This window comes from Pseudomonas sp. AK-TSAG1-1 (assembly GCF_056821665.1).
In genome coordinates this window covers 1,332,521-1,355,767 of sequence record NZ_CM165965.1, presented here as the reverse complement: position 1 = coordinate 1,355,767, position 23,247 = coordinate 1,332,521, and the positions used below count along the sequence as shown (strand labels likewise).

19 protein-coding genes are annotated in these 23,247 nt (G+C 59.2%); 2 read left to right on the top strand and 17 right to left on the bottom strand.

The genetic code is table 11. The features are described 5' to 3' along the window. Nucleotides 1-9 precede the first annotated feature (9 nt). The 17 genes from AC1UK9_RS06075 to rpsB all read right to left on the bottom strand — a co-directional run bounded on the left by AC1UK9_RS06075 (nt 10) and on the right by rpsB (nt 19,337). Entirely contained in the window at nt 10-957 is a 948-nt protein-coding gene (locus tag AC1UK9_RS06075) for an acetyl-CoA carboxylase carboxyltransferase subunit alpha (protein ID WP_025110876.1), read from the bottom strand. 139 nt (nt 958-1,096) lie between these two features. Beyond that, nucleotides 1,097-4,618, bottom strand: coding sequence for a DNA polymerase III subunit alpha (gene dnaE, locus AC1UK9_RS06070; protein WP_473014611.1), 3,522 nt, complete (start codon nt 4,616-4,618; stop codon nt 1,097-1,099). 76 nt (nt 4,619-4,694) lie between these two features. Continuing rightward, on the bottom strand, nt 4,695-5,321 hold the full coding sequence (gene rnhB, locus AC1UK9_RS06065; protein WP_025110878.1) for a ribonuclease HII: 627 nt from the start codon (nt 5,319-5,321) through the stop codon (nt 4,695-4,697). Between the two features lie 11 nt (nt 5,322-5,332). Next, complete coding sequence (gene lpxB / locus AC1UK9_RS06060; RefSeq protein WP_473014610.1) at nt 5,333-6,463, bottom strand: lipid-A-disaccharide synthase; 1,131 nt, start codon at nt 6,461-6,463, stop codon at nt 5,333-5,335. Between the two features lie 2 nt (nt 6,464-6,465). Further along, nucleotides 6,466-7,242 carry an acyl-ACP--UDP-N-acetylglucosamine O-acyltransferase gene (gene lpxA, locus AC1UK9_RS06055; protein WP_025110880.1) on the bottom strand — a complete coding sequence of 259 codons (777 nt, stop codon included), beginning with the start codon at nt 7,240-7,242 and terminating at the stop codon, nt 6,466-6,468. Further along, on the bottom strand, nt 7,239-7,679 hold the full coding sequence (gene fabZ / locus AC1UK9_RS06050) for a 3-hydroxyacyl-ACP dehydratase FabZ (RefSeq protein ID WP_025110881.1): 441 nt from the start codon (nt 7,677-7,679) through the stop codon (nt 7,239-7,241). Before fabZ ends, lpxA begins: the two co-directional genes overlap by 4 nt. Nucleotides 7,680-7,785: 106 nt before the next feature. Beyond that, nucleotides 7,786-8,841: a UDP-3-O-(3-hydroxymyristoyl)glucosamine N-acyltransferase gene (gene lpxD, locus AC1UK9_RS06045; protein WP_473014609.1), complete on the bottom strand. Its 1,056-nt coding sequence runs from the start codon at nt 8,839-8,841 to the stop codon at nt 7,786-7,788. A 3-nt stretch (nt 8,842-8,844) separates the two neighbouring features. Beyond that, a complete protein-coding gene (locus AC1UK9_RS06040; RefSeq protein WP_003222140.1) occupies nt 8,845-9,348 on the bottom strand; it encodes an OmpH/Skp family outer membrane protein in 504 nt (167 codons plus the stop codon). A gap of 45 nt (nt 9,349-9,393) precedes the next feature. Next, on the bottom strand, nt 9,394-11,781 hold the full coding sequence (gene bamA, locus AC1UK9_RS06035) for an outer membrane protein assembly factor BamA (protein ID WP_473014608.1): 2,388 nt from the start codon (nt 11,779-11,781) through the stop codon (nt 9,394-9,396). A gap of 74 nt (nt 11,782-11,855) precedes the next feature. Then, complete coding sequence (rseP, locus tag AC1UK9_RS06030) at nt 11,856-13,208, bottom strand: sigma E protease regulator RseP (RefSeq protein WP_482579696.1); 1,353 nt, start codon at nt 13,206-13,208, stop codon at nt 11,856-11,858. Nucleotides 13,209-13,262: 54 nt separating this feature from the next. Continuing rightward, on the bottom strand, nt 13,263-14,453 hold the full coding sequence (ispC, locus tag AC1UK9_RS06025) for a 1-deoxy-D-xylulose-5-phosphate reductoisomerase (RefSeq protein WP_025110885.1): 1,191 nt from the start codon (nt 14,451-14,453) through the stop codon (nt 13,263-13,265). Then, nucleotides 14,450-15,256, bottom strand: a complete 807-nt coding sequence (locus tag AC1UK9_RS06020) for a phosphatidate cytidylyltransferase (protein ID WP_025110886.1) — start codon at nt 15,254-15,256, stop codon at nt 14,450-14,452. Before AC1UK9_RS06020 ends, ispC begins: the two co-directional genes overlap by 4 nt. Beyond that, nucleotides 15,256-16,011 carry a polyprenyl diphosphate synthase gene (gene uppS, locus AC1UK9_RS06015; protein WP_064586183.1) on the bottom strand — a complete coding sequence of 252 codons (756 nt, stop codon included), beginning with the start codon at nt 16,009-16,011 and terminating at the stop codon, nt 15,256-15,258. Before uppS ends, AC1UK9_RS06020 begins: the two co-directional genes overlap by 1 nt. Nucleotides 16,012-16,024: 13 nt before the next feature. After that, a complete protein-coding gene (frr, locus tag AC1UK9_RS06010) occupies nt 16,025-16,582 on the bottom strand; it encodes a ribosome recycling factor (RefSeq protein WP_025110888.1) in 558 nt (185 codons plus the stop codon). Next, entirely contained in the window at nt 16,579-17,322 is a 744-nt protein-coding gene (pyrH, locus tag AC1UK9_RS06005) for a UMP kinase (protein WP_003222124.1), read from the bottom strand. The genes frr and pyrH overlap by 4 nt, the downstream gene beginning before the upstream one ends. Nucleotides 17,323-17,532: 210 nt before the next feature. Continuing rightward, the gene (gene tsf / locus AC1UK9_RS06000) at nt 17,533-18,396 is read right to left on the bottom strand and encodes a translation elongation factor Ts (RefSeq protein WP_025110889.1); all 864 of its coding nucleotides are present in this window, start codon (nt 18,394-18,396) and stop codon (nt 17,533-17,535) included. 203 nt (nt 18,397-18,599) lie between these two features. Further along, nucleotides 18,600-19,337 (bottom strand): 30S ribosomal protein S2, encoded by a 738-nt coding sequence (rpsB, locus tag AC1UK9_RS05995; protein WP_003222119.1) that lies wholly within the window; start codon nt 19,335-19,337, stop codon nt 18,600-18,602. Nucleotides 19,338-19,710: 373 nt separating this feature from the next. Here rpsB and map point away from each other — a divergent pair, with 373 nt between their 5' ends. Together map and AC1UK9_RS05985 are read left to right on the top strand one after the other, a co-directional pair. Then, nucleotides 19,711-20,493: a type I methionyl aminopeptidase gene (map, locus tag AC1UK9_RS05990; protein ID WP_102355654.1), complete on the top strand. Its 783-nt coding sequence runs from the start codon at nt 19,711-19,713 to the stop codon at nt 20,491-20,493. A gap of 41 nt (nt 20,494-20,534) precedes the next feature. After that, nucleotides 20,535-23,237, top strand: coding sequence for a [protein-PII] uridylyltransferase (locus tag AC1UK9_RS05985; RefSeq protein ID WP_025110891.1), 2,703 nt, complete (start codon nt 20,535-20,537; stop codon nt 23,235-23,237). Nucleotides 23,238-23,247 lie beyond the last annotated feature (10 nt).

Sequence of the window (23,247 nt, the reverse complement as noted above, 5' to 3'; positions counted from 1 at the left end):
GTGTTTCGGTTAGAGACCGTAGCTCATCAGTCGATCGTAACGGCGCTTGAGCAGCGCTTCGTTGTCGAACTTCTGCAGCATCGCCAGTTGCGAGCTCAGCTCGGCGCGGATCGAGGCAGCGGCAGCGGCCGGATCACGGTGGGCGCCGCCCAATGGCTCGCCGATCACCTTGTCGACGATGCCCAGGCCTTTCAGGCGCTCGGCAGTAATGCCCATCGCTTCAGCAGCGTCTGGCGCTTTCTCGGCGGTTTTCCACAGAATCGAAGCGCAACCTTCCGGCGAAATCACCGCGTAGGTCGAATACTGCAGCATGTTCAGCTGATCGCAGACACCGATGGCCAGTGCGCCGCCAGAACCACCCTCACCGATAACGGTGGCGATGATCGGGGTTTTCAGGCGCGACATCACGCGCAGGTTCCAGGCAATTGCTTCGCTCTGGTTACGCTCTTCGGCGTCGATGCCAGGGTATGCACCCGGGGTGTCGATGAATGTCAGGATCGGCATTTTGAAACGCTCGGCCATCTCCATCAGACGGCAGGCCTTGCGGTAGCCTTCCGGACGCGGCATGCCGAAGTTGCGGCGCACCTTCTCACGGACTTCACGGCCCTTCTGGTGACCGATGATCATCACCGGCTGATCTTCCAGACGGGCGATACCACCAACGATTGCCGCGTCGTCAGAGAAGTGACGATCGCCGTGCAGTTCGTCGAACTCGGTGAAGATGTGCTCGATGTAGTCGAGGGTGTACGGGCGTTTCGGGTGACGCGCCAGGCGAGCGATCTGCCAGCTGGTCAGCTTGCCGAAGATGTCTTCGGTCAGCGTGCGGCTCTTGTCCTGCAGGCGGGAGATCTCATCGCCGATATTCAGCGAATTGTCATTACCGACCAAGCGCAACTCTTCGATCTTGGCTTGCAGGTCGGCGATCGGCTGTTCGAAATCTAGAAAATTCGGGTTCATAGGCGTCCGTCTTGGGTCGTGTCCCAAGTGAGCTTGGGCCGGCCGGTTGTCTATTCGCGCCCTACCTTAAGGGAGAGGCGCGCTGAGGTCGAGATTAAAAATTCAGGTTGTGGGCAAGCACAATGATGGCACTTGCCGGTCAACGGTATTGGAGGAAGACGTTGTCTCGCCCGAACTGGTCACGCAGGGCTTGAATCAACGCATCCGCTGGATCGATTCGCCAGGTCTCGCCGAACTGCAGCAAGGTCTTCGCATCGGGGCTGGTGTACTCCATGGTGATCGGGCACGCCCCGCGATGACGCTTGAGCAGCTCACCCAACCAGCGTAGCTGATCGCCTTTCAAGTCCTGAGTCTGCAGTTTCAGGCGCAGACTTTCGGCAAGGTTGGTGCGCGCATCTTCCATGCTCATCACCCGTTTGACCCGCAGCCGCAGGCCGCCGGAGAAGTCGTCGTTGCTGACCTCGCCTTCGACCACCACCATCGCGTCGGTCTGCAACAGCGATTGCGCAGAGTGGAACGCATCGGCAAACAGCGATGCTTCGATGCGCCCCGAGCGGTCGTCGAGGGTGATGAAACCCATCTTGTCGCCCTTTTTGTTCTTCATCACCCGCAGGGCAATGATCATCCCGGCAACCGTCTGGGTATCGCGAGCCGGTTTCAGGTCGATGATGCGCTGACGGGCGAAACGGCGAATCTCGCCTTCGTATTCGTCGATCGGGTGACCGGTCAGGTACAGGCCCAGGGTGTCTTTTTCACCCTTGAGACGTTCCTTGAGCGTCAGCTCCTTGGCCTTGCGATGCGTCGCGTAGACGTCGGCATCTTCCTCGACGAACAGTCCGCCGAACAGGTCGGCATGACCGCTGTCATGGGTGCGGGCAGTCTGTTCCGCGGCCTTGATCGCCTCTTCCATCGCCGCCAGCAGCACGGCGCGGTTGCGGTCGATGTTGGCCTGATAAGCCTTCTGCTCATCGTGGAAGTACGGGCCGAGGCGATCCAGCGCGCCGCTGCGGATCAGACCGTCCAGCGTACGCTTGTTGATGCGTTTGAGGTCAACCCGGGCGCAGAAGTCGAACAGATCCTTGAACGGACCGGCCTGACGCGCCTCGGTGATTGCTTCCACCGGGCCTTCGCCGACGCCCTTGATCGCGCCGAGGCCGTACACGATGCGGCCGTCGTCGTTCACCGTGAACTTGAACTCCGAGGTGTTCACGTCCGGCGCGTCGAGGCGCAGCTTCATCGTGCGCACTTCCTCGATCAAGGTCACGACCTTGTCGGTGTTGTGCATATCCGCCGAGAGCACCGCCGCCATGAACGGCGCCGGGTAGTGAGCCTTCAGCCAGGCGGTCTGGTACGACACCAGGCCGTAGGCGGCGGAGTGGGATTTGTTGAAGCCGTAACCCGCGAATTTCTCTACCAGGTCGAAAATGTTGCCCGCGAGGTCGGCGTCGATATTGTTGGTCGCGCAACCTTCAATGAAACCGCCGCGCTGCTTGGCCATTTCCTCGGGTTTCTTTTTACCCATGGCTCGACGCAGCATGTCCGCACCGCCGAGGGTGTAACCGGCCATGACCTGGGCAATCTGCATCACCTGTTCCTGATACAGGATGATGCCGTACGTTGGCGCCAGTACCGGCTTGAGGCCTTCGTACTGGTAGTCGGAGTGCGGGTACGCCAGTTCGGCGCGACCGTGCTTACGGTTGATGAAGTCATCCACCATGCCGGACTGCAACGGGCCCGGACGGAACAGCGCCACCAGTGCGATCAAGTCTTCCAGGCAGTCGGGCTTGAGCTTTTTGATCAGCTCCTTCATGCCGCGCGACTCAAGCTGGAACACCGCGGTGGTCTCGGCTTTCTGTAGCAGGCTGTACGTCGGCTTGTCGTCGAGCGGGATAAACGCGATGTCCAGCGGCTCTTCGCCGACCTTGGCGCGGTCGCGGTTGATCGTCTTCAGCGCCCAGTCGATGATCGTCAGGGTCCGCAGGCCGAGGAAGTCGAACTTCACCAGACCGGCTGCCTCCACGTCGTCCTTGTCGAACTGGGTTACCAGACCGTCACCGGCCTCGTCGCAATAGATCGGCGAGAAGTCAGTCAGCTTGGTCGGCGCGATAACCACGCCACCAGCGTGCTTGCCGACGTTACGCACCACGCCCTCGAGCTTGCGCGCCATCTCCCAGATTTCTGCCGCTTCCTCATCGACCTTGATGAAGTCACGCAGGATTTCTTCCTGCTCGTAGGCTTTTTCCAGGGTCATGCCGACTTCAAACGGAATCATCTTCGACAGACGATCCGCCAGGCCATAGGACTTGCCCTGCACCCGCGCCACGTCGCGCACCACAGCCTTGGCGGCCATGGAACCGAAAGTGATGATCTGGCTTACCGCGTTGCGCCCGTATTTCTCGGCCACATAGTCGATCACCCGGTCACGACCGTCCATGCAGAAGTCGACGTCGAAGTCGGGCATCGATACCCGTTCCGGGTTAAGGAAACGTTCGAACAGCAGGTCGTATTCCAGTGGATCGAGGTCGGTGATCTTCTGCACATAAGCCACCAGCGAGCCGGCACCCGACCCCCGGCCAGGCCCCACCGGCACGCCGTTGTTCTTGGCCCACTGGATAAAGTCCATCACGATCAGGAAGTAACCGGGGAAGCCCATCTGGATGATGATATCCAGCTCGAAATTCAGCCGGTCGACGTAGACCTGACGCTTGGCTTCATAGTCTTCGGTGGTGTCCTTGGGCAGCAGCACCGAAAGACGTTCTTCGAGACCTTCGAAAGACACTTTGCGGAAGTATTCGTCGATGGTCATGCCATCGGGAATCGGGAAGTTGGGCAGGAAGTGCGTGCCCAGCTTCACTTCAATGTTGCAGCGCTTGGCAATCTCGACGGTGTTCTCGATCGCGTCGGGAATGTCGCTGAACAGCTCGGCCATTTCCTCGGCGCTTTTGAGGTATTGCTGGTCGCTGTAATTCTTCGAGCGCCGCGGATCGTCGAGGGCACGGCCCTCACCGATGCACACGCGGGTTTCGTGGGCAGCGAAGTCTTCCTGCTTGATGAAGCGCACATCGTTGGTTGCCACCAGCGGCGCGCCAAGCTTGTCAGCCAGGGCCACAGCGCCGTGCAACTGCTCTTCATCGTTAGGGCGATTGGTGCGCTGGATTTCCAGGTAGAAACGATCCGGGAACACCGCCATCCATTCACGTGCAAGCGCTTCGGCCTCGGCCGGGTTGCCACCAATCATGGCCATGCCGATCTCGCCTTCTTTGGCGGCGGACAGCATGATCAGGCCTTCGTTGGCCTCGGCGACCCATTCGCGCTCGATGATGATCATGCCGTTGCGTTGACCGTCGATGAAGCCGCGCGAGATCAACTCGGTAAGGTTGCGATAGCCCTTGGCGTTCATCACCAACAGGCTGATCCGGCTCAGCGGCGCGTCCGGATCCTTGTTCGACAGCCACAGGTCGGCGCCGCAGATCGGCTTGATGCCTGCGCCCATGGTGTTTTTATAGAATTTGACCAGAGAACACATGTTGTTCTGATCAGTGACCGCCACGGCCGGCATGTTCATGCCGGTCAGCGCCTTGACCAGTGGCTTGATCCGCACCAGCCCGTCGACCAGGGAGTATTCAGTGTGCAGGCGTAGATGAACGAATGAAGCCGGCATAGTGATCCTGTCCAGTTACATAGAGACAACAAGGCCCGGATTGTACCGGGCCTCGAACAAAACATCAGCCTTGCGACTAAACCTGCGTCAGGCCTTCGAGCGCCTCGTAAGCCTGACGCACCGGGGCGAACGAGCGCCGGTGAATCGGTGTCGGCCCCAACCGTGCCAGCGCTTCCAGATGAACGGGCGTCGGGTAGCCTTTATGGCCGCCGATACCGTAGCCCGGGTAGATCAATTCGAACGCGGCCATTTCACGGTCGCGACTGACCTTGGCCAGAATCGACGCGGCAGCGATGGCCGGCACCTTGCCGTCGCCCTGCACCACCGCTTCGGCGCGCATCGGCAGTTTCGGGCAGCGGTTGCCGTCGATCATCGCCAGTTTCGGCTGCACATGCAGCCCGGCCACCGCGCGCTGCATGGCGAGCATGGTCGCGTGCAGAATGTTCAGCTCGTCGATTTCCTCGACTTCGGCGCGGGCAATGCACCAGCTCAGGGACTTCTCGATAATCTCGTCGTAGAGCTTCTCGCGCCTGGCTTCGGTAAGTTTCTTCGAGTCATTGAGTCCGAGAATCGGTCGGTTCGGATCAAGAATCACCGCCGCCGTCACTACCGCACCGCACAACGGGCCACGACCGACTTCATCGACACCAGCCACCAGTTCTTCAACTTCGGCGACCAGGGTGAAATCCAGGCCCATCTGCATATCTTTCTTGCTCATCGTGATTGACCGATCAGGTTGAGGACGGCGTCCGCCGCCTGATTGGAAGCGTCCAGCCGCAGCGTGCGGTGAATCTCGTCGAAGCCGCGGGTCTGCTCTTCACCGCCTTCGATCAGCGGCGACAGGGTCTGCGCCAGGGCCTCGACCGTCGCATCATCCTGCAACAATTCCGGCACCAGCAAACGTTGAGCCAGCAGGTTCGGCAAGGACACGTATGGACTCTTGACCATGCGCTTGAGAATCCAGAACGTCAGCGGCGCCAGACGATAGGCGACGACCATCGGCCGCTTGTACAGCAACGCTTCAAGCGTGGCCGTGCCGGAAGCGATCAACACTGCGTTGCACGCCGCCAGGGCCAGATGGGATTTGCCGTCGAGCAGGGTTACCGGCAAGTCGCGACCGGCGAGCAGCTCCTCGAGCTGAGCGCGACGCTCGGCATTGGCGCACGGTATGACAAACCGCAGCCCCGGACGCATGGCCCGCAGACGTTCGGCCGTATCAAGGAACAATGCGCCCAATCGGCCAACTTCGCCGCCGCGACTGCCGGGCATCAATGCAACCAGCGGACCGTCAGGCAAGCCCAGTTCGGCACGCGCAGCGGCGCGATCAGCCTGCAGTGGAATGGTATCGGCCAGCGTATGACCGACGAACCGTACCGGCACGCCTTTCTCTTCGTAGAATTTTGCTTCGAACGGCAACAGCGTCAGCATCAGGTCGCAGCCTTCGCGAATCTTCAGCACGCGCTTCTGTCGCCACGCCCACACCGACGGGCTGACGTAGTGCACGGTCTTGATACCGGCCTGCCGCAGCTTGAGTTCGATATTGAGATTGAAATCCGGGGCGTCGATGCCGATGAACACATCCGGTTTCTCGGCAATCAACGTGGCGATCAGGTCCTTGCGGCGCTTGAGCAACTCGCGCAGCCGCCCGAGCACTTCCACCAGCCCCATGACCGACAGACGCTCCATGGGGAAGTAGGACGTCAGGCCCTCGGCCTGCATCAACGGACCGCCGACACCGATGAACTCGACTGCCGGGTGACGCGCCTTGAGGGCGCGCATCAGACCGGCGCCCAAAATATCGCCGGAAGCTTCGCCCGCCACCAGCGCAATACGCAAATTGGCCATGATCAGCGGGTGATGCCGCGAGTCGACGACTGAATCGAGTCACGAAACAGCGCGACTTCCGGGAACTGTGCAGCCGGTTCGGCCAGCTCGGACAGCGCCTGTTCCACGGTCAGCCCTTGGCGGTACACGGTTTTGTAAGCGCGACGCAGGGCGTGAATGGCGTCTTCACTGAAACCGCGGCGGCGCATGCCTTCGAAGTTCATGCTGCGCGCTTCAGCCGGGTTGCCGAATACGGTCACGAACGCCGGAACGTCCTTGCCGATGGCGGTGCCCATACCGGAAAAGCTGTGGGCGCCGATGTGGCAATACTGATGAACCAGGGTGAACCCGGAAAGGATCGCCCAGTCGTCGACATGTACATGTCCGGCCAACGCCGTGTTGTTGACCAGAATGCAGTTGTTGCCGATCACACTGTCGTGACCGATGTGGGCATAGGCCATGATCAGGTTGTGGTCGCCCAGCGTAGTTTCGGAGCGATCCTGGACAGTGCCACGGTGAATGGTCACGCCTTCGCGGATGACATTGTGGTCACCAATCACCAGACGGGTTTCTTCACCTTTGTATTTCAGATCGGGCGTGTCTTCGCCTACCGAGGAAAACTGGTAGATGCGATTGTGCTTGCCGATCCGGGTCGGGCCTTTGAGGACCACATGCGGTCCGATCACGGTACCCTCGCCGATTTCCACACCTGCGCCGATGATCGACCACGGGCCGACCTCGACGCCGTCAGCCAGAACGGCCGACGGATCGATGATTGCGCGAGGGTCAATCAAACTCATAGCTTGCGTTCCGCGCAGATGATTTCTGCCGAGCAGACCGGCTTGCCATCGACCGAAGCCTGGCACTCGAACTTCCAGATCTGACGCTTGCAGCTGATGAACCTGGCTTCAAGAATCAGCTGATCACCCGGCAATACAGGCTGGCGGAAACGCAGCTTGTCGGAACCGACGAAGTAATAAAGCGTGCCGTCGGCAGGCTTCACATCGAGCATTTTGAAACCGAGGATCCCGGCAGCCTGAGCCATCGCTTCGATGATCAGCACGCCCGGCATGATCGGATGTGCCGGAAAGTGGCCATTGAAGAACGGCTCGTTGATGCTGACATTCTTGTAGGCGCGAATGCGCTTGCCTTCAGTGTCCAGTTCCACCACCCGGTCCACCAGCAGGAACGGGTAACGGTGAGGCAGGTATTCGCGAATCTCGTTGATGTCCATCATTTCGGGGGGAAGCCTATGTAAAGATTGGGAGCGCGACTGACGCGCACTCCTCTAGCAAATCAAGGAGGCAGTCTAGAGGCTGTGCACACTTGATATGGAAATGGTATCAGCCATCAGATGAAGCATTGCCGCTGGGGGTCACTTCCCCAACGCGCTTTTCCAGCTGTTTCAAACGTCGCGCGAGGTCATCGAGCTGACGGATGCGGGCCGCGCTTTTGCGCCACTCGGCCGCCGGTTGCATGGCTGTGCCGGAAGAATAGGCACCCGGCTCGGTAATCGAGTGGGTCACCATGGTCATCCCGGTGAGGAAAACGTTGTCGCAAATATCAATGTGGCCCACCAGACCGACACCGCCAGCGAGCATGCAGTGCTTGCCGATTTTGGTGCTGCCGGAGATCCCGACACACGCAGCCATCGCGGTGTGATCACCGACCTGAACGTTGTGCGCGATCTGAATCTGGTTGTCGAGCTTCACGCCATTGCCGATCACGGTATCGGCCAAGGCGCCACGGTCGATGGCGGTATTCACGCCAATCTCCACATCGTCGCCGATGGTGACGCCACCAATCTGGGCGATTTTCTGCCAGATACCTTTTTCGTTGGCAAAGCCGAAGCCTTCGCCGCCGAGCACGGCACCGGACTGGATCACCACACGCTTGCCGATACGCACGTCGTGGTACAGCGTCACCCGCGGAGCGAGCCAGCCGCCCTCACCGATTTCACTGCGGGCACCGATGACGCAATGTGCGCCCAAGGTAACCTGCGCGCCGATTCGCACACCGGCCTCGATCACCACGAACGGGCCGATGCTGGCGCTTGGATCAACCACCGCATCCGGCGCAATCACTGCTGTGGGATGAACACCCGCAGTAGCTTTTGGCTTGGGATCGAACAGGTGCGAGATGCGTGCGTAAGCCAGGTAAGGGTCCGGCACCACCAGCGCGTTGCCGGCAAAACCGTCGGCATCGGCCTCTTTGAGCAACAGCGCAGCCGCCTGGGAACTCGCCAGGTATTTGCGATATTGAGGATTTGCCAGAAAGCTCAACTGAGCTGGGCCAGCCTCCTGCAAGGTGGCTAGCCCAGTAATTTGCGTCTCGGGGTCGCCACGCAGGGTGGCGCCGAGGAACTCGGCCAACTGGCCGAGCTTGATAGTCACGGTCATGGGTTACTTCAGCTGATTCATGCGCTCGATAACCTGGCGCGTGATGTCGTACTGAGGTTTGACATCGATCACTGCGCCACGCTCGAACACCAGGTCAAAACCACCTTTCTTGATGACTTCTTCCACTGCGCTATCCAGTTTCGGCTTCAGTTGCTTGAGCATTTCGCGGTCGGCAACAGCCTTGGCTTCGTTCAGCTCCTTGGACTGGAACTGGAAGTCACGAGCCTTTTGCTTGAATTCAAGCTCCAGACGCTCGCGCTCACCCTGCTGCATTTTGTCGCCACCGGCCATCAGACGGTCCTGAATGCCTTTGGCGCTGCTTTCCAGCGTCTTGAGCTTGGTCAGTTGCGGGCCGAACTTCTTCTCGGCATCGACGGCGTACTTCTTGGCCGCGTCGGACTCCAGCAGCGCCATCTGATAGTTCAGAACAGCGATTTTCATGTCGGCGAACGCCGGGCCTGCCACCAGTACGGAGGCCAGGAGAACCAATTGAGTCAACTTACGCACGATGCACTCCTACAAAATCCATTGTCGTTATCTTGGGTCAGACGCTTAGAACGTCTGGCCGAGGGAGAATTGGAACACTTGAGTTTCAGCGTTATCCGGTTTCTTGATCGGTGTGGCCAACGCGAAGCTCAAAGGTCCCAGTGCGGTTACCCAGGTCACGCCAACACCGACGGAACTGGCCATGTTGCTCAGGCTGATGTCGTTGCATTGAGTGTTGGCCTTTGTACCGTCAGCGTTGTTGGTCGACTTGCAGGTCGAATCGAACACGTTACCGACGTCCCAGAATACCGAGGTACGCAGGGAGCGCTGATCTTTCACGAACGGCAGCGGGAACAGGACTTCAACACCACCCTGGATCAATACGTTGCCACCGAACGGCAGCGGATCCTGGTCCGGGTCGGCGATGGTGCCTACGTTACCAGTCTTGCCGACACCGCGACTTGGGGTACTGCGAGGACCCAGAGTACTGTCCTTGAAGCCGCGAACCGAGTTGAAACCACCAGCATAGTAGTTTTCATAGAACGGCAAGCCGTCGGTCGAACCATAACCGTCGCCATAACCCAGCTCGGTGTGCAGACGCAGGGTGTAGTTTTCGGTGATTGGCTGGAACAACTGACCACGGTAGTCGAGTTTGTAGAACGACAGGTCGCTGCCTGGAATCGTAGTTTCCAGCGTCAGGCTCTGGGAACGGCCACGGGTCGGCAAAACGCCCTTGTTCAGGGTCGACTCGGACCAGCCGGCCGAAGCCTTGAAGTTCAGGTAGTTGTCGCCTTCCTTGTTAACGAAGTCGAAAATCTCGTCAACGGTGTACTGACCGGTCTTGATCTTGTCCTGTTGAGCGGACAGACCGAAGGTCAGACGCGAAGTCTCGCTGATCGGGTAGCCAACGTTCACGCCGGCACCCAGGCTGTCTACCGCATAGCTTGCTACGTCGACGTCGAGGTCTTTGTAGTCGGTGGTGCGATAGAACGCGTTGTAACCCAGGCTCACGCCATCGGCGGTCCAGTACGGGTCAACGTAGCCGAAGTTGTAGCGGCTCTGGTATTCGCTGCGGGTCAGGCCGACGCTGACACGGTTACCGGTACCGAGGAAGTTGTTCTGGGTGATCGAACCACCGAGGATCAGACCGGCACTCTGGGCGAAACCGACACTGGCGGTGATCGAACCGGAAGCCTGTTCTTCAACGGCGTAGTTCACGTCAACCTGGTCGTCGACGCCCGGAACAGCCGGCGTTTCAACGTTCACTTCCTTGAAGAAGCCCAGACGCTCAAGACGGGTCTTGGACTGGTCGATCAGGTAGGTCGAAGCCCAGCCACCTTCCATCTGACGCATTTCACGACGCAGCACTTCGTCTTCGGACTTGGTGTTGCCACGGAAGTTGATACGGTTGACGTAGGCGCGCTTGCCCGGATCGACAGCGAACAGAATGTCCACGGTGTGATCGTCATCATGCGGCTGAGGCACACCGTTGACGTTGGCGAAGGTGTAACCCTCGTTACCCAGGCGACGGGTGATCAGTTCGGACGTGGTGGTCATCAGCTTGCGCGAGAACACCTGGCCTTTCTGCACCAGCAACAGGGACTTGACCTGGTCCTCAGGGACTTTCAGGTCACCGCTGAGCTTGACGTCACGTACGGTGTACTTCTCGCCTTCGGTAATGTTGACGGTGATGTAGACGTGCTTCTTGTCCGGGGTGATGGACACCTGGGTCGAAGCGATGTCCATGTTGATGTAGCCACGGTCCAGGTAGTAGGAACGCAGACGCTCCAGGTCACCGGAGAGTTTTTCGCGGGCGTACTTGTCATCGTTCTTGAAGAACGACAGCCAGTTGGTGGTTTTCAGCTCGAACAGGTCGATCAGATCGTCATCAGGGAAGACCGTGTTACCCACCACGTTGATGTGCTGGATCGCAGCCACGGTGCCTTCGTTGATCTTCACTTTCAGCGCAACGCGGTTACGCGGCTGCGAAACCACTTCGGTATCGACCGTAGCCGAGTAACGGCCCTGGGCAACGTACTGGCGTTGCAGCTCGTTACGAACACCTTCGAGGGTGGCGCGCTGGAAGATTTCACCTTCGGACAGACCGGACTGCTTGAGGCCCTTCATCAGGTCTTCGGTGGAGATCGCCTTGTTGCCTTCGATCTCGATACTGGCGACGGACGGACGTTCGACGACCGTAATCACCAGAACGTTGCCTTCGCGGCCCAGCTGGATATCTTGAAAGAAACCGGTTTTGAACAACGCACGAGTGGATTCCACCAGGCGACGATCATCCGCCTGCTCGCCGACGTTCAACGGCAAGGCACCAAAGACGCTACCCGCGGAGACCCGCTGGAGGCCATTGACGCGAATATCAGAGATAGTGAAGGACTCGGCGTGAACTTCGGCGATCATCAATACGGTGAGAACCGCAGTTAGCAGCAGACGTTTCATGAAGTCCTTTCTTATTCCAACTGGCAATAAACAAACTGCCGCAAAATGCGGCAGATTCGCAATTCAGCGAAGCTTTACAGTCGACCCAGATCATTGACCAGAGCAAGCAACATCACTCCGACCACCAAACTGATACCGATCTGCACCCCCCAACCTTGCACCCGATCCGACAAGGGACGACCACGCGCCCACTCAATCAGATAAAACAACAAATGCCCCCCATCCAGTACAGGAATGGGCAGCAAATTCAGAACTCCCAGGCTAATACTCAGATAAGCAAGGAAATTCAGGAAATCAGCGACGCCCGACTGGGCAGAAGCGCCCGCCACTTTAGCAATGGTTATCGGTCCACTCAAGTTTTTTACCGAGAGCTCGCCGAACAGCATTTTCTTCAGTGAGTCCAGCGTCAGAACGCTCATGGTCCAGGTACGACGGGCGCCCTCGCCAATCGCGGCCAACGGACCATAACTGACCTCGCGGATCATTTCCGGCGGCCAGTCTACGGCTTTTACACCTGCACCGAGATAACCGCTCGGCGACTTGCTTTCGCCGCGTGCCGCCAGGGTCACCGGGATGTCGATTTGAGCACCGTCGCGCTCGATACGCAGCATGATTTTGGTATCAGGACGCGTACGAACGGTATCCACCACTTGCTGCCAGTCACCCAGCGCCTGGCCGTCGAGCGACAGCAGGCGGTCACCGGTTTTCAGACCGGCGGCTTGCGCCGGGCCTTTTGGATCGAGTTCAGCCAGCACCGGCGGCAACGCCGGACGCCACGGGCGAATACCCAGCGAGCGAATCGGATCGGGCTCGTCGGCCCCTTTGAGCCAATGATCCAAAGCCAGCTCACGCGGCGTGTCCGCGCTGGAGCCCTGCTCGCGCACGAGCAATTGCAGGGAACCGCTTTCCCCAAGTCGACGAACCAACTGCAGATTGACCGCCGCCCAACCGGAGGTCGGCTCGCCATCGATGGCGACGATTTCCTGACCAGCGCTCAAGCCGGCCTTGGCCGCTAGACTGCCGGACTCGACTGCACCAATGACCGGGCGGATCTGCTCGCTGCCGAGCATGGCCAGCACCCAGAAGAACACCAGGGCCAGCAGGAAGTTGGCAATCGGCCCCGCCGCGACAATGGCGATACGCTGGCGAACCGATTTGCGATTGAAGGACTGATGAAGCTGATCGGCCGGCACTTCGCCTTCACGCTCATCGAGCATCTTGACGTAGCCGCCCAGCGGAATCGCAGCAACGACAAACTCAGTGCCCTGCTTGTCGTGCCAGCGCAACAGGGGCATGCCGAAGCCCACGGAAAAACGCAGAACCTTGACGCCACAGCGACGCGCGACCCAGAAGTGGCCGAATTCGTGAAAGGTGACCAGCACACCCAAAGCGATCAGGGTGCCGGCAATCATATAGAGCGCGCTCATCTACTTTCTCCGCAATCCTGTTCAGTGTCGCGTGACGCCAGGGTCCTGCAACGGCTATCGGCCGTGACGACTCAGCCATTGTTCGGCCAGAATCCGCGCTTTCGCGTCTGCGGTAAACACCGCATCCAGATCTTCCAGCGCAACCACAGGCTCAAGATTCAACACATCCTCGATGATACTCGCGATTTCCAGATAACCCACGCGTGCGTCGAGAAACGCCGCGACCGCCACTTCGTTGGCCGCATTGAGCATGGCTGGTGCGCTGTTGCCGGCCTCGGCCGCCTGTCGCGCCAGGCGCAGACAGGGGAAGCGTTCTTCGTCCGGTGCCTCGAAATCCAGACGCGCAACGGCAAACAGATCCAGCGGCGCCACCCCCGAGTCGATACGCTCGGGCCAGGCCAATGCATTGGCAATCGGCGTGCGCATGTCGGGATTGCCCAACTGCGCCAGCACCGAGCCATCCACATAGTCGACCAGTGAGTGAATCACGCTCTGCGGATGGATCACCACCTCGACCTGCGCAGGTTTGGCGTCGAACAACCAGCAAGCCTCGATCAACTCCAGGCCTTTGTTCATCATGCTGGCCGAATCCACCGAGATCTTGCGCCCCATGGACCAGTTCGGGTGCGCACACGCCTGATCCGGCGAAACATGCGCCAATTCACTCATTGGCGTCTGCCGGAAAGGACCACCCGACGCTGTGAGTAAAATCCGCCGCACTCCGACGGCACTCAGCCCACGGGCAAAATCCTGCGGCATGCACTGGAAGATCGCGTTGTGCTCGCTGTCGATCGGCAGCAATACCGAGCCGCTCTTGTGCACGGCTTGCATGAACAGCGCGCCGGACATCACCAGCGCTTCTTTATTGGCCAGGAGGATTTTCTTGCCAGCCTCCACCGCCGCCAATGTCGGACGCAGGCCCGCGGCACCGACGATGGCAGCCATCACGGCATCGACTTCAGGCGCGGAAGCGACCTGACACAGGCCCTCCTCCCCTACCAGCACGCGAGTGGGCAGGCCAGCAGCACGCAAATCATCCTGCAGACCGCGAGCCGCAGCCACTTCAGGCACCACAGCGAACTGCGGCACATGGCGAATGCACAAGGCCAGCAACTCGCTCAGGCGGGTGAAGCCGCTCAGCGCGAAAACCTGATAGCGCTCAGGATGACGAGCGATGACGTCCAGGGTGCTCAGACCGATCGAGCCGGTAGCCCCCAGAACGGTAATCTGTTGAGGACGGCTCACGGTGCAGCCATCCACAGCAATACAGCGAAAATCGGGATCGCAGCGGTCAGGCTGTCGATGCGATCAAGCACACCGCCATGACCGGGCAGCAGGTTACTGCTGTCCTTGATACCGGACTGGCGCTTGAACATGCTTTCGGTAAGGTCGCCCACCACCGAAATGAAGACGATCAACGCAGCACCGATCAAGCCCTTGAGCAACTCGCCCACGGTCCAGTCACGAACCAGACCGACGATGGCGGTAATCACCAGACTCAGCGCCAGGCCACCGTAAACACCTTCCCAGCTTTTGCCCGGACTGACTTGCGGCGCCAGCTTGCGCTTGCCAAAGGCACGACCGGAGAAATAGGCACCGATGTCAGCACCCCAGACCAGCACCATCACCGCCATGATCAGCCAGTTGCCCAGCGGGTATTGTTTGATCTGCACCAGCCCTTGCCAGGCCGGCAGCAGGATCAGCAAGCCGATCACCAGCTTGGTGGCCGCTGTGGACCAGTGTTCGCTGGAGCGCGGATACGTCAGCACCAGATAGGTCGCCACCGCCCACCACAACACCGAAGCGCCCAACACCCAAGGGGCGAGGCCCGGCAGGACATACATGACGAACAGCATCAGCGCGACAACAGCGGCATAGCCGACACGGAACGACTGCGCAGTGAAGCCCGCCAGACGCGCCCATTCCCAGGCGCCCAGGCTGACGACCAGACCGATGAACAGCGCAAAACCGGAACCCTCGAGCAGGAAAAACCCGCACAGGGCGATCGGTAGCAGGATCAGCGCAGTGATGATTCGTTGTTTAAGCATTAAACCCGGGCTCCAGCTTCGACCTGCTCGCTCGTTTTACCGAAACGACGCTGACGCGAAGCGAAATCGGCCAGCGCAGTGCGCATGGCTTCGTGTTTGAAGTCCGGCCAGAACAGGTCGGAGAAGTACAACTCGGCGTACGCCAGTTGCCACAGCAAGAAGTTGCTGATGCGGTGCTCGCCGCCGGTGCGGATGCACAGGTCCGGCAACGGCAGATCGCCGGTTGCCAAACAGGTTTGCAGCAGATCCGGGGTGATGTCTTCCGGGCGCAGGTGCCCGGCCTGGACTTCACGCGCCAGACGCTGCGCTGCCTGTGCAATATCCCACTGACCGCCGTAGTTGGCGGCAATCTGCAGGATGAAGCGGTTGGCACCGGCCGTCATGGCTTCAGCCTCGCGCATCGCCGCCTGAAGTTCAGGGTGGAAGCGCGAGCGATCGCCGATGATGCGCAAGCTGATGTTGTTGTCATTGAGGCGCTTGGCCTCACGACGCAGGGCCTTGAAGAACAGATCCATCAAGGCACTGACTTCGTCAGCCGGCCGTTGCCAGTTTTCACTGGAAAAGGCGAACAAGGTGAGCACTTCGACCTTGGCCTCGGCGCACACCTCGATCACTGCCCGCACAGCGTCCACGCCAGCTTTATGCCCGGCGACACCCGGCATAAAGCGCTTTTTCGCCCAGCGATTGTTGCCATCCATGATGATCGCGACATGGCGCGGCACCGCGGACGGCGCAGACTGCTTGGTCTTTTCCATTGAAACGCGACCCTTATACGGCCATCAGGTCTTTTTCTTTCTCGTCCGTGGCCTTGGTGATCTGGGCCTCGAAGTCTTTGGTCAGCTTGTCGATATCAGCGGTGGCACGACGCTCTTCGTCTTCGCTGATTTCTTTATCCTTGACCAGTTTTTTGAGCTCGCCCAGCGCATCGCGACGGATGTTACGCACCGCTACACGAGCATCTTCTGCTGCGCTACGAGCTTGCTTGGTAAATCCCTTACGGGTTTCCTCGGTCAAGGCTGGCATGGAAATCAGCAACAATTCGCCCAGGTTGGTCGGATTGAGGTTCAGGCCAGCGCTCTGGATTGCCTTGTCGACAGCCGCGAGCATATTGCGCTCGAACGCCACGACCTGCAGGGTGCGCGAGTCTTTTACAGTGATGTTGGCCACTTGGGTGATGGAAGTGTCTGCGCCGTAGTACGGCACCATCACACTGCCCAGAATGCTTGGGTGGGCTTTACCGGTACGAATCTGGCCAAATGCGTGAGCCAGGGATTCGAGGGATTTCTGCATGCGCTCTTGAGCGTCTTTCTTGATTTCGTTGATCATTGTTGACCTTCCTCGATCAGGGTGCCTTCAGCGCCGCCATGCACGATGTTCAGCAGGGCGCCGGGCTTGTTCATGTTGAATACGCGCAGTGGCATCTTGTGGTCGCGGCACAGGCAAATTGCTGTCAGATCCATTACACCCAGCTTGCGATCCAGGACTTCATCATAAGTCAGATGATCGAACTTCTCGGCATGCGGGTCTTTGAACGGGTCTGCGGTGTAGACGCCATCAACCTTGGTCGCCTTCAGCACGACGTCGGCATCGATTTCGATGGCACGCAGACAGGCTGCCGAATCCGTGGTGAAGAACGGATTGCCGGTACCGGCTGCGAAGATCACGACGTCTTTGGAGTTCAGGTGACGCATCGCTTTGCGGCGATCATAGTGATCGGTCACGCCAACCATGGAAATAGCCGACATTACGATGGCCGAGATATTGGCACGTTCCAGCGCATCGCGCATGGCCAGGGCGTTCATCACAGTGGCCAGCATGCCCATGTGGTCGCCTGTCACCCGATCCATGCCAGCCTTGCTCAGGGCTTCGCCACGGAACAGGTTGCCACCACCGATCACCAGACCGACCTGTACGCCGATACCGACCAGTTGGCCGACTTCCAGCGCCATGCGATCCAGTACTTTTGGATCGATCCCGAACTCTTCCGAGCCCATCAGGGCCTCGCCGCTAAGCTTGAGTAGAATGCGTTTATAGCGAGCCTGATAACCACTGCCCTGCTGAGCCATTGCGAATCTCTCCTGCGGCGTATTTAAAAATTCTTTGCGAGCTGTTTACAGCTGGCGTTCACTCTAGCTTGGCGCTGCTTCAGCGCCATCGGAACATGGCTTTGTAAGTCAGTTCCAAGTGGAAACCAATAAAAAATTGGTAACCCCATCTGAAAAGAGGCTGCGCGCGTGAGCGGGCAGCCTCTTTCGGGCGACAGTTGAAAAACCGTCTTATTGCTTGGCGGCAGCCAGCTGGGCAGCAACTTCTTCAGCGAAGTTGTCGACCGGCTTCTCGATGCCTTCGCCTACTTTGAAGTAGGTGAAGGAAACGATTTCTGCGCCGCCTTTCTTGGCCAGCTCGCCAACCTTGATTTCAGGGTTCTTGACGAACGCCTGCTCAACCAGGCTCGCTTCTGCCAGGAACTTGCTGATACGGCCTTTGACCATATTCTCAACAATGTTTTCTGGCTTGCCTTTGATTTTCTCTTCGTTCAGCTGCAGGAACACAGCTTTTTCACGCTCGATCGCTTCAGCCGAAACTTGCGAAGGCAGCAGGAACTCAGGGTTGCTGGCAGCTACGTGCATCGCGATGTCTTTGGCCAGCTCGACGTCACCGCCTTTCAGAGCCACAACAACACCGATCTTGTTGCCGTGCAGGTACGAACCTACAACGTCACCTTCGATACGGGTCAGACGACGGATGTTGACGTTCTCGCCTACTTTGGCAACCAGTGCTTCGCGAGCGGCTTCTTGAGCAGCGATCAGCGGAGCAGCGTCGGTCAGCTTGTCAGCGAAGGCTTTTTCAACGCTGGCAGCAACAAAGTTTTTGAAGTCGTCTTGCAGGGCCAGGAAGTCGGTCTGCGAGTTCACTTCCAGGATAACGGCAGCTTTACCGTCGTCCTTGATTGCGATTGCGCCTTCAGCGGCAACGTTGCCAGCTTTTTTCGCAGCCTTGATCGCGCCCGAAGCACGCATGTCATCAATGGCTTTTTCGATGTCGCCGTCAGCCTTTTCCAGGGCTTTCTTGCAGTCCATCATGCCTTCGCCGGTACGCTCGCGCAGTTCTTTAACCAACGCTGCAGTAATTGCTGCCATTTTCAAATTCCTCTTGGATAGGTTTTCAACCATTCCACCCGATCGAACGGGCGTTCAATTCTTCCCGAATCACCTTGTACCCGCCGCACGTTACAGATGCAGGGGATGCGCCACCACAAGTGGGCGCCAACAAACGGTTTTCGAGGTGGCAAAAAGGGGGCCAAGCCCCCTTTTTGCTTACTGAGTCAACGCCAGGGCGTCAATTACTCAGCTGCAGCCTGAGTTTCTTCAGCTGCGAATTCAACAGTACCGCCAGCAACATTGTTGCGACCGCGGATCACTGCGTCAGCCATCGAACCCATGTACAGCTGGATAGCGCGGATTGCGTCATCGTTGCCTGGGATGATGTAGTCAACGCCTTCCGGGCTGCTGTTGGTATCGACAACGCCGATTACCGGGATGCCCAGCTTGTTGGCTTCGGTGATCGCGATGCGCTCGTGGTCAACGTCGATCACGAACAGTGCGTCTGGCAGACCGCCCATGTCCTTGATGCCGCCCAGGGAGCGATCCAGCTTTTCCAGGTCACGGGAGCGCATCAGCGCTTCTTTCTTGGTCAGCTTGGCGAAAGTACCGTCTTCGGCTTGAACTTCAAGGTCACGCAGACGCTTGATGGAAGCACGAATGGTTTTGAAGTTGGTCAGCATGCCGCCCAACCAGCGATGATCGACGTACGGCGAACCGCAACGTGCTGCTTCTTCAGCAACGATCTTGCCAGCGGAACGCTTGGTGCCGACGAACAGAATCTTGTTTTTGCCCTGGGCCAGACGCTCTACGAAAGTCAGAGCTTCGTTGAACATTGGCAGGGTTTTTTCAAGGTTGATGATGTGAATCTTGTTACGCGCGCCGAAAATGTACTTACCCATTTTCGGATTCCAGTAACGGGTTTGGTGACCGAAGTGCACACCGGCCTTCAGCATATCGCGCATGTTGACTTGGGACATGATAGTTCCTTAATAAGTCGGGTTTGGCCTCCACGTATCCCAATGACCAACCAGTGGCATAAAGCCAAAAGCACCCAGGTCATCGTGTCGACACGTGTGTGGATTTAAGCTTTTCGGGGTATCCCCGGAAAGCGGCGCATTTTATACCACAGGGTGCGCAGAAACGGAACCCGGAATCTGCAATCGCACCAAGGAGATGGGCGCAGCCCCCTTGGAATCGCCTTCGGGCACGCCATTGTATAGAGAGACACGATGCACGCAGGCGCGGATTTGCTCCTTTCGTCTGTTAGAATCGGGTTTTTCAGGGTCGCGAAAAGAACACTCGCCACCCAATCCGTATCAGCAAGCGCCGCCGAGCGCAGAGAGAGCCTGTATGACCGTCAACCTCAAAACCCCCGAGGACATCGCTGGCATGCGTGTCGCCGGCAAACTGGCCGCCGATGTGCTGGAAATGATTGCCGAACACGTCAAACCGGGCGTGACCACCGATCAGCTGAACCAGATCTGCCACGACTACATCGTCGACGTGCAGCAGGCCATCCCTGCTCCGCTCAACTACAAGGGCTACCCGAAGTCGATCTGCACTTCGATCAACCACGTAGTCTGCCACGGCATCCCGAACGACAAGCCACTGAAAAACGGCGACACCCTGAACATCGACGTCACCGTGATCAAGGACGGCTACCACGGCGACACCAGCCGCATGTTCCACGTCGGCGAAGTGCCGGTCTGGGCCGAGCGCCTGTCGCAGGTCACCCAGGAATGCATGTACAAGGCGATCGAAATCGTCAAACCCGGCTGCCGCCTCGGCGACATCGGCGAAGTCATCCAGAAGCACGCTGAAAAGAACGGCTTCTCGGTAGTTCGCGAGTTCTGCGGTCACGGCATCGGCAAGGTCTTCCACGAAGAGCCACAGATCCTGCACTACGGCCGCGCAGGCACCGGCATGGAACTGAAGGCCGGCATGACCTTCACGATCGAGCCGATGATCAACCAGGGCAAGGCCGACACCAAGGTGCTGGGCGACGGCTGGACCGCCATCACCAAGGACCGCAAGCTCTCGGCGCAGTGGGAACACACCCTGCTGGTGACCGATACCGGCTACGAGATCTTTACCCTGCGCGCCGACGACACCATCGCGCGCATCTCGGCCTGATCCACACAACGCTCCCAGCCTTATAGAAGGAAAGCCAATCGATGCCGCAGGTGGATCCCGAACTCTTCGACCGCGGCCAGTTCCAGGCTGAACTGGCCCTGAAAGCGAGTCCCATCGCGGCGTTCAAGAAGGCGATCCGCCAGGCTCGCGAGGTCCTCGACACGCGTTTTCGCAATGGCCGCGACATCCGCCGGCTGATCGAAGACCGTGCCTGGTTCGTCGACAACATCCTGCAAAAGGCCTGGGAGCAGTTCAACTGGAGCGAAGACGCCGACATCGCGTTGGTCGCAGTCGGCGGCTATGGCCGGGGTGAGCTGCATCCCTACTCCGACATCGACTTGCTGATCCTGCTCGACAGCGCCGATCACGAGGTTTTCCGCGACTCCATCGAGCGCTTTCTGACGCTGCTGTGGGATATCGGCCTGGAAGTCGGCCAGAGCGTGCGTTCGGTCGACGAATGCGCCGAAGAGGCCCGCGCCGACCTGACCGTCGTCACCAACCTGATGGAAAGCCGCACCATCTGCGGCCCCGAGCGCCTGCGTCAGCGCATGCTCGATGTCACCAGCACTGCACACATGTGGCCGGCCAAGGAGTTCTTCCTGGCCAAACGCGCCGAGCAGAAGGCCCGTCACCACAAGTACAACGACACCGAATACAACCTGGAACCCAACGTCAAAGGCTCGCCCGGCGGCCTGCGGGATATCCAGACGATTCTGTGGGTAGCCCGTCGTCAGTACGGCACCCTGAACCTGCGCGCCCTGGCCGGCGAAGGTTTCCTGGTGGAGAGTGAAAACGCACTGCTAGCGTCCTCCCAGGAATTTCTCTGGAAGGTGCGCTACGCCCTGCACATGCTCGCCGGTCGCTCCGAAGACCGCCTGCTGTTCGATCATCAACGGACCATTGCCGGCCTGCTGGGCTTTGAAGGCGACGACGCCAAACAGGCCGTCGAAAACTTCATGCAGCAGTATTTCCGCGTGGTGATGAGCATCGCCCAGCTCAGCGACCTGATCATTCAACATTTCGAGGAAGTGATCCTCGCCCCGGAAGACGAAGCACCGCCGCAGCCGATCAACTCGCGTTTCCAGTTGCATGACGGTTACATCGAGGCGCGCAACGACAACGTGTTCCGCCGCACGCCGTTCGCCATGCTCGAAATCTTCGTACTGATGGCCCAGCAGCCGGAAATCAAAGGCGTGCGCGCCGACACCATTCGTCTGCTGCGGGAAAACCGTCACCTGATCGACGACAACTTCCGCAACGACATCCGCAATACCAGCCTGTTCATCGAGCTGTTCAAGTGCAAGATCGGCGTCCACCGCAACCTGCGCCGGATGAACCGCTACGGCATCCTCGGGCGCTACCTGCCGGAGTTCGGGTTCATCGTCGGGCAGATGCAGCACGACCTGTTCCACATCTATACGGTCGACGCGCACACCCTGAACCTGATCAAACACCTGCGTAAGTTGCAGTACACCCAGGTGTCGGAAAAATTCCCGTTGGCCGCCAAGCTCATGGCCAAACTGCCCAAGCCCGAACTGATCTACATGGCCGGTCTGTACCACGACATCGGCAAGGGCCGGCATGGCGATCACTCGGACATCGGCGCAGTCGATGCCGAAGCGTTCTGCCAGCGTCATCAACTGCCAACATGGGACAGCCGCCTGATCGTCTGGCTGGTGCAAAACCATCTGGTGATGTCGACCACCGCGCAGCGCAAGGATCTGTCCGATCCGCAGGTGATCCACGATTTCGCCCAGATCGTCGGCGACGAAACCCGTCTGGACTACCTGTATGTGCTGACCGTGGCCGACATCAATGCGACGAACCCGACGCTTTGGAATTCGTGGCGCGCCAGCCTGTTGCGCCAGCTCTACACCGAGACCAAACGCGCCCTGCGCCGTGGTCTGGAAAACCCGGTCGATCGGGAAGAGCAGATCCGCCAGACCCAGAGCGCGGCCCTGGATATTCTGGTGCGCGGCGGCACCGATCCGGACGACGTCGAGCAGTTGTGGGCGCAGTTGGGCGATGACTATTTCCTGCGTCACACCGCTGGCGACGTGGCCTGGCACAGTGATGCGATCCTGCAGCAGCCGGCCGATGGCGGCCCGCTGGTACTGATCAAGGAAACCACCCAGCGCGAGTTCGAGGGCGGTACGCAGATCTTCATTTATGCGCCCGATCAGCACGACTTCTTCGCCGTGACCGTGGCCGCGATGGACCAGCTCAACCTGAACATTCATGACGCCCGGGTCATCACCTCGAGCAGCCAGTTCACTCTCGACACCTACATCGTGCTCGACAACGATGGTGAATCCATCGGTGACAACCCGGCACGGATCAAACAGATCCGCGACGGCCTGACCGAAGCGCTGCGCAACCCGGACGACTACCCGACGATCATCCAGCGCCGGGTGCCGCGTCAGCTCAAGCACTTCGCGTTTGCGCCGCAGGTGACGATCCATAACGATGCCCAGCGTCCGGTGACAGTGCTGGAACTGACCGCGCCTGACCGCCCGGGCCTGCTGGCACGGATCGGCGGGATCTTCCTCGAGTTCGACCTGTCGCTGCAGAACGCCAAGATTGCGACCCTGGGCGAACGGGTGGAAGACGTGTTCTTCATCACCGACGCCCACAACCAGCCGCTGTCCGACCCACTGCTGTGCAGCCGCTTGCAGGATGCAATCGTTGAACAACTGAGCGTCAATCAGGAACCGGATATCAAGCTTTCGCGTATCAGTATCTGAATTAACACAT

What these genes read in the sequence shown, in the direction of transcription:
- AC1UK9_RS06075 (WP_025110876.1), bottom strand. Translation starts at nt 957, where the DNA reads ATGAACCCGAATTTTCTAGATTTCGAACAGCCGATCGCCGACCTGCAA.
- dnaE (WP_473014611.1), bottom strand. Translation starts at nt 4,618, where the DNA reads ATGCCGGCTTCATTCGTTCATCTACGCCTGCACACTGAATACTCCCTG.
- rnhB (WP_025110878.1), bottom strand. Translation starts at nt 5,321, where the DNA reads ATGCAGATGGGCCTGGATTTCACCCTGGTCGCCGAAGTTGAAGAACTG.
- lpxB (WP_473014610.1), bottom strand. Translation starts at nt 6,463, where the DNA reads ATGGCCAATTTGCGTATTGCGCTGGTGGCGGGCGAAGCTTCCGGCGAT.
- lpxA (WP_025110880.1), bottom strand. Translation starts at nt 7,242, where the DNA reads ATGAGTTTGATTGACCCTCGCGCAATCATCGATCCGTCGGCCGTTCTG.
- fabZ (WP_025110881.1), bottom strand. Translation starts at nt 7,679, where the DNA reads ATGATGGACATCAACGAGATTCGCGAATACCTGCCTCACCGTTACCCG.
- lpxD (WP_473014609.1), bottom strand. Translation starts at nt 8,841, where the DNA reads ATGACCGTGACTATCAAGCTCGGCCAGTTGGCCGAGTTCCTCGGCGCC.
- bamA (WP_473014608.1), bottom strand. Translation starts at nt 11,781, where the DNA reads ATGAAACGTCTGCTGCTAACTGCGGTTCTCACCGTATTGATGATCGCC.
- rseP (WP_482579696.1), bottom strand. Translation starts at nt 13,208, where the DNA reads ATGAGCGCGCTCTATATGATTGCCGGCACCCTGATCGCTTTGGGTGTG.
- AC1UK9_RS06020 (WP_025110886.1), bottom strand. Translation starts at nt 15,256, where the DNA reads ATGCTTAAACAACGAATCATCACTGCGCTGATCCTGCTACCGATCGCC.
- uppS (WP_064586183.1), bottom strand. Translation starts at nt 16,011, where the DNA reads ATGGAAAAGACCAAGCAGTCTGCGCCGTCCGCGGTGCCGCGCCATGTC.
- frr (WP_025110888.1), bottom strand. Translation starts at nt 16,582, where the DNA reads ATGATCAACGAAATCAAGAAAGACGCTCAAGAGCGCATGCAGAAATCC.
- pyrH (WP_003222124.1), bottom strand. Translation starts at nt 17,322, where the DNA reads ATGGCTCAGCAGGGCAGTGGTTATCAGGCTCGCTATAAACGCATTCTA.
- tsf (WP_025110889.1), bottom strand. Translation starts at nt 18,396, where the DNA reads ATGGCAGCAATTACTGCAGCGTTGGTTAAAGAACTGCGCGAGCGTACC.
- rpsB (WP_003222119.1), bottom strand. Translation starts at nt 19,337, where the DNA reads ATGTCCCAAGTCAACATGCGCGATATGCTGAAGGCCGGTGTGCACTTC.
- map (WP_102355654.1), top strand. Translation starts at nt 19,711, where the DNA reads ATGACCGTCAACCTCAAAACCCCCGAGGACATCGCTGGCATGCGTGTC.
- AC1UK9_RS05985 (WP_025110891.1), top strand. Translation starts at nt 20,535, where the DNA reads ATGCCGCAGGTGGATCCCGAACTCTTCGACCGCGGCCAGTTCCAGGCT.